8 protein-coding genes are annotated in these 5,929 nt (G+C 45.4%); 2 read left to right on the top strand and 6 right to left on the bottom strand.

Features of this window, described 5'->3' with window-relative positions; genetic code table 11:
- Positions 1-43 precede the first annotated feature (43 nt).
- Complete coding sequence (locus RAC86_RS34275; RefSeq protein WP_009966860.1) at positions 44-244, top strand: helix-turn-helix transcriptional regulator; 201 nt, start codon at positions 44-46, stop codon at positions 242-244.
- 1 nt (position 245) lies between these two features.
- Positions 246-719 carry a hypothetical protein gene (locus RAC86_RS34270; protein ID WP_377886593.1) on the top strand — a complete coding sequence of 158 codons (474 nt, stop codon included), beginning with the start codon at positions 246-248 and terminating at the stop codon, positions 717-719.
- Positions 720-736: 17 nt separating this feature from the next.
- On the opposite strand, the gene rpsN is transcribed toward RAC86_RS34270, so the two are convergent.
- The 6 genes from rpsN to RAC86_RS34240 form a co-directional block, all read right to left on the bottom strand.
- Positions 737-1,006: a 30S ribosomal protein S14 gene (gene rpsN / locus RAC86_RS34265; protein ID WP_003233455.1), complete on the bottom strand. Its 270-nt coding sequence runs from the start codon at positions 1,004-1,006 to the stop codon at positions 737-739.
- Positions 1,007-1,117: 111 nt separating this feature from the next.
- A complete protein-coding gene (locus RAC86_RS34260; RefSeq protein ID WP_377886594.1) occupies positions 1,118-1,654 on the bottom strand; it encodes a hypothetical protein in 537 nt (178 codons plus the stop codon).
- A gap of 102 nt (positions 1,655-1,756) precedes the next feature.
- Positions 1,757-2,887 (bottom strand): FMNH2-dependent alkanesulfonate monooxygenase, encoded by a 1,131-nt coding sequence (gene ssuD, locus RAC86_RS34255; protein WP_377886592.1) that lies wholly within the window; start codon positions 2,885-2,887, stop codon positions 1,757-1,759.
- Between the two features lie 22 nt (positions 2,888-2,909).
- On the bottom strand, positions 2,910-3,740 hold the full coding sequence (locus RAC86_RS34250; protein ID WP_377886591.1) for an ABC transporter permease: 831 nt from the start codon (positions 3,738-3,740) through the stop codon (positions 2,910-2,912).
- Positions 3,737-4,735 carry an aliphatic sulfonate ABC transporter substrate-binding protein gene (locus RAC86_RS34245; RefSeq protein WP_024572624.1) on the bottom strand — a complete coding sequence of 333 codons (999 nt, stop codon included), beginning with the start codon at positions 4,733-4,735 and terminating at the stop codon, positions 3,737-3,739. Before RAC86_RS34245 ends, RAC86_RS34250 begins: the two co-directional genes overlap by 4 nt.
- A 17-nt stretch (positions 4,736-4,752) precedes the next feature.
- Positions 4,753-5,520 (bottom strand): ABC transporter ATP-binding protein, encoded by a 768-nt coding sequence (locus RAC86_RS34240; protein ID WP_021479704.1) that lies wholly within the window; start codon positions 5,518-5,520, stop codon positions 4,753-4,755.
- Between the last annotated feature and the right edge of the window lie 409 nt (positions 5,521-5,929).

Here is a 5,929-nt window from a genome sequence, read left to right as displayed (position 1 = left end):
TACAATATAATCAATCGAGATTGTGAAGGGGACAGACGTCATGATGAAAAATAAAGTAAAAGAGCTGAGGGCACGCTTCGGCTATTCTCAGGAAAAACTCGGAGAAACGGTCGGCGTCACAAGACAGACTGTGGCAGCGATTGAAAAAGGCGATTATGTTCCCTCACTGCTGTTAGCACTGAAAATCTGCAAAGCCTTCTCCATGAAAATGGAGGATGTCTTTTGGTTAGAGGAGGAAAACTAAGATGAGCATGAAAACAAAAGCAGCTTTTCACCTTGTTTTATTTGGCCTTGCATGCTGGGCGCTGATTTCATACTTTGAAGCCTCAGAAGGCATAGCATCTTTTTTCGGCACAAAGAGCGGCGGGATGGTATTTGATTTAAACCTCACCCCCTTTATTCTGTTTGTTGCGGCGTCTGCGGTTTATTTGTACTTACAGAAAAAAAGCCGCCCTGCCAGAAAGCAGCTACTTCTGCCTGATGAGTTTGAAGAGCAGGATGAAAGAGAGCAGATGATGACGGCAAAAGCATGTCGCGCGTCATATATCGCTGTCTACTTCTCGCTGCCTGCCGCAGCGGTTCTTCTCATTTTTTATCCGCTATTTCAATCGCGCATTCCGTTTTTCCCTATTATTATTGTGTTTATCATCATGATCATCCAGCACCTTTCCTACGTCATCTCTTTCAAGAAAAACGAAAAAAACTCCGGCACGCTGTAATCGGCCGGAGTTTTTTCTTACCAGCTTGCTTTTTTCACACCGGGAATCTGGCCTTTATGGGCCAGCTCCCTGAAAGCGATTCTGGACATTTTAAACTTCCTCATATATGCTCTTGGGCGCCCCGTTACCATGCAGCGGTTGTGAAGCCTTCCCGGTGCTGAATCTCTTGGCAGCTTGCTGAGTGCCTCGTAATCTCCTTTTTCCTTCAACTCGCGTCTAATACCAGCGTATTGCTCAACAAGCTGTTGGCGTTTTAACTCTTTTGCCACTTTTGATTTTTTAGCCAAGTCACATAGCCTCCCTTTAAATCGAAATCGTTACGATTTAAAATGTATCATGCACCATTCAAAAAAGCAAGCATACCGCTTTGTAAAACAGACGGCCTGAAGCCGCCCATTCTAATGATGCAATTCCACATAATACAGTAACGCATCTTGATGCTTAATGAGCTCTTTTTTATGTTCAGAGGTGTGCATTGTCTCGTCAGTCCCTCTAATACTGCTGCCGATCAAAGCAGGCTTCTCGAAAGTAATCGGTTCCGGCGATGAAATATTCTGAGTCATTTCCTGTGTTGTGCTATCGTCGCGTTTCACCGATGAATCAGCCGCTATATTTCCCTGTTTATCCACAATGCCAAAATGAATGGTGGTATGTTTATTCTTTCCTTCCCCCTCTTCATTCTCAAAATAAACAAATTGTATGGTATCGGGTTTTTCCTCTGAATAATCTGCACTAGCCGGTCCTAACCTCTCAACAAGCTTTCCCTTTTGATAATGTTCGATGCATATGTCAGCTGAAGAAATACCTTCACCGATATTGACGGCTTCAGCAGTGAATGCCTGTGAAGCTGCAACATCCATTCTGTTTTTTTCAAGATCTGATATGTCCGCCGCTTTGATTTCCATCTGTTTTGAATGTCCGCATGCTGACAGCATAGCTATGAGGCAAATGACTGCCGCGCTTCTCAATGTTTTCAGAAAAAAAGCCCCCTTTTTTTGAATATCATACCATGTTCGGGGACTGTATTTTAGTTAAACTCATGCATTTTTCTCTTTGACAAAATAAGTGTTTCCTACCGCTTCTCCCCTTTTGTTCTGAAGCTTTCTCGTCCGATCATTTTCAAACGGCAAAAGCGGAAATACAAGCTCTGCAAAATAATACGCTTCTTCTAAATGCGGATAGCCGGAGAATATAAACGATTCTATGCCGAGTGCCTGGTACTCCGCTATCCGGTCGGCAATCGTCTGCGGATCACCGACAAGAGCTGTTCCTGCCCCTCCTCTGACCAGGCCGATCCCCGCCCACAGATTCGGGCTGATTTCAAGCTTTGTCCGATCGCCTTGATGAAGGACGGCCATCCGCTGCTGGCCTGAAGAGTCGTAACGGCTCAAAGCTGCCTGCGCTTTGGCAATGGTGTCATCATCCAAGTGGCTGATCAAGCGCTCTGCCGCTTCCCATGCCTCTTGTTCAGTTTCACGGGCAATGACATGCAGCCTAATGCCAAATCGAACGGATCTCCCTTCTTTTGCCGCTTGCTTTTTGACTCTTTCTATCTTTTCTTTTACTTGTTCAGGCGGCTCACCCCATGTCAAGTACACGTCTGTATGCTTTGCGGCAGCTTCAATTCCAGCCTGTGACGAACCACCGAAATAGATGGGCGGATGCGGCTCTTGCTGCGGCGGGAAAAGCAGATTGCTGTTTTCCACTTTTATATGCTTTCCTTCATAGGAAACCGCTTCTCCCTGCAAAAGTCTCCGCCAAACGGTTAAAAATTCGTCTGTTGCCTCGTAGCGCTCATCATGGCTGATAAACAGGCCATCGCCTGCCAGCTCATACGGATCGCCCCCTGCCACAACGTTGATCAGCAGCCGGCCGTCTGAAATGCGGTCTAGGGTGGATGTCATTCTGGCTGCCAGAGAAGGCTGCATTAAACCAGGTCTTACCGCGACTAAAAACTTTAAGTCCTTTGTTTCTCCCGCCAGTGCCGACGCTGTAAGCCACGGGTCCTCGCACGATCTTCCCGTTGGCAGAAGAACTCCTGTATATCCCAGCCTGTCTGCCGCCTGGGCGACTTGTTTAAAGTAAAGATGATCCGCAGTCCGTCCATCACTTTCAGATCCTAAATATCTCGCGTCTCCATGAGTTGGTATAAACCAAAGAATTTCCATATTCATCTCCCCTTTATATCTTTTATCCTTCGTAGCTGTTTCTCCACTTTAACAGCTTTCGTTCAAGCAGCCTGACGAAGGAATCCGTCAGCTTTCCAACCACTGCAAAAATGATAATCCCTGCAAAGACTTTATTCGTTTGTGAAAACTGTCTCGCATCCATGATCATATAGCCGACTCCCGAGCTTGAGCCCATCAGCTCTGCCACAACGAGCCCGAGCCATGCAATGCCGAGCGATAAGCGAATGCCTAGCAATATATTGGGCAGGGCTGCCGGCAATATCACTTTGGATATTTGCTGATGCCATTTAAATTCAAGCACCTGGGCGACTTCAAACAGCTTCGCGTCAACCCCGCGGATGCCATTAAACGTATTGATATAGACAGGAAAGAAGGCACCGAGCGCAATCAGCAAAATTTTAGATACTTCGTCAAATCCGAACCATAAAATAAACAGCGGCGTGACGGCCAGATGAGGTACGGTTCTAAGCATTTGCAACGACGGATCAAGATACAGCTCCGTCCGTTTGGAAAATCCGGCCAAAATCCCGATTATCAATCCAAGCCCCGCGCCAAGCAAAAAACCAAGTGCCGCCCGATAAATGCTGATTTGCAGATGGCCGAACAGTTCGCCGGACAAAATAAGCTCCTTAAAGGTCAGAACAATCGTAACAGGTGTAGGCAGCACTGTAGCGGACACAACCCCCAGCCCGCCGATGACCTGCCAGATGGCAATGATGACAGCGGGCAGTAAAAGCCCCTTCATCCAGCCGTATCTCTTCCTTCCAGGCTTTTTTCGCACCGCTTCCGCATTCGTTTTGGGCAGCGAGCCCGCAGCCTCTGCTTTCATCATTGATCACCTCCTGAGGAATGCTCCTTTAATGCTTTTTTGATAAAAGTGTTATCGACAACATCCTTCACATCAATCTTCTTATCTATCGCCTTTGTTCGAAATTGAAAATCTGCTGTTTCCTGCTGCGCTTTCACAATGTCGTCACTGATGACCTCATTCAGAGGTTCAGTATTTTTCAGCACATTTTCGACGACCTTTTTATCGAGATCTTTAATGTCAGAATACAAGTCCGCTGCTTCATCCAGATGTTCCTTTTGCCATACAACGGCTTTATTAAACACCTTCAGAAAACGGACCACTTCGTCTGGATGCTCTTCTGAAAACTTTGTTCTTACTAAAGTAAAACCCGGTGAATATAAATCTGTGCTTTCTCCGTTCACAAGGATTTTTGCTCCGTGTTTCATTGTTTCTAAGGACAAGTACGGCTCCCAAATGGACCAGGCATCAACAGATCCGTTTTCAAATGCGGAAGCTGCTTCATCAGGCTGAAGCTGAATAATTGTCACATCGTTAGCTGACAACCCCACTTGATCAAGCGCTTTATACAAAAAATCAAACCCGCTGCTGCCTTTAGCGACTGCAATTTTCTTTCCCTTTAAGTCCTTAACGTCTTGAATGCCGCTGTTTTGGTTGACAAGGATGCCGTTCGCTTTCAACCCATCCTGAGATAAGCCAATTTCTTTAAAGTCAATGCCTGCCGCCTGTCCAGCGATCACAGGCGAATTACCGACTTGAGAAAAATCAAGTTTGTCTGCCGCAAGGCCTTCAAATTGGGGCGGACCGCTTTGAAACTCCACCCATTTCACTTTGATGCCTTCTTTTTCAAATGCATCTTCGAACCAGCCTTTTTCTTTTGCGATCAAAAGCGGGCTTAAGCTTTGCTGAATACCAATACGTATTTCCTTCAATTGTTTGTGGTCACCGCTGGCTCCATTTGCTCCACAGCCTGCGAGCAGAAAAATAACGGCAACCAATACAATGAGTCCTTTTTTCATTTCCGCTTCCGCCCTTTCTATATCCCTGATCCTTCTGCGTACTCCAAATCTTCTGTTTTCTCGAATTCCGACAGCACTCTCTGTCTGATCGCTTGGAAATCCGGAGTCGTCCGGTTTCGCGGATACGCCAGGTGAATGGGCATCAGCTTATGGATTTTCCCCGGTTTGGCCTTAAGGATCGCAAGCTCATTTCCTAAATAAACAGATTCATCTATATCATGAGTCACGAGAATCATCGTTGTTTTTTTCCTCCTCCATATATCCAGCAGCACGTCCTGCAGGTGTTTTCTTGTAAAAGCGTCGAGTGCACCAAACGGTTCATCTAAAAGCAGCACCTCAGGCTCCCGCAGAAGGGCCCGGGCGATGGCTACTCTCTGTGACATGCCGCCTGACAGCTCGCGCGGATATGCTTTTTCCGATCCTTTCAATCTGACAATCTCGATCAGTTCATCCACCTTTTGTTTGACTTTTGGGTCCTTCAAATTCAAGTCGGCTGCAATATTCTGCTCAACAGTCAGCCAAGGAAAGAGGCGGTGTTCCTGAAAAATAAATCCTTGCTGAATACCCGGAGCTGTTACGCTGCGGCCGTTAATTTCAACACTCCCGTCATATTCAGAATCAAGCCCTGCAATAATCTTTAACAGGGTGCTTTTTCCGCACCCGCTCGGTCCGATAAGCGTTAGAAATTCGCCTGGTGCGATTGATAATTCTATGTTCTCTAAGACCGTGTTTTTGCGGCCCTCTTGAACAAATGCCTTTTCTTTGATGCTGATGGTCACAGCCACTTTTATCCCTCTCTTTCTGCCAACCCCGCCTTCAAAAAAACAAAAAGGCCCCCATCTCTGTTCTTGTAGAGATGAGAGCCTTCGGCGGTCCGATCAGCTGCCCAATTGTTTTTTGTTTGAATAACATGTTAATTCAAATTATTCCGATATGTCAACTCTTTTTTAAATACGATTTTTGATATCCTTGTTTATCACTTACTCTGCTTGTTTCGCAAATAGAGAAGGAAAAATTATTTCTTCAAAAATTATCAAGTGCCATAAAAAGCTGTTCCAACAAGGTTTTTCCACACTTTCAATACTAGATATCGCTTAATAGAGATAACTATTTTATAATAATTATAAAATAATATTGACTTTTTACTTAGAGATGATATTATGTTCTTATAAATTCAAAGAGGTGATAACATTA

This window comes from Bacillus sp. LR_5, assembly GCF_042709275.1.
The sequence above is the reverse complement of the archived record's forward strand: the minus strand, read 5'-3'. Positions and strand labels throughout refer to the sequence as shown.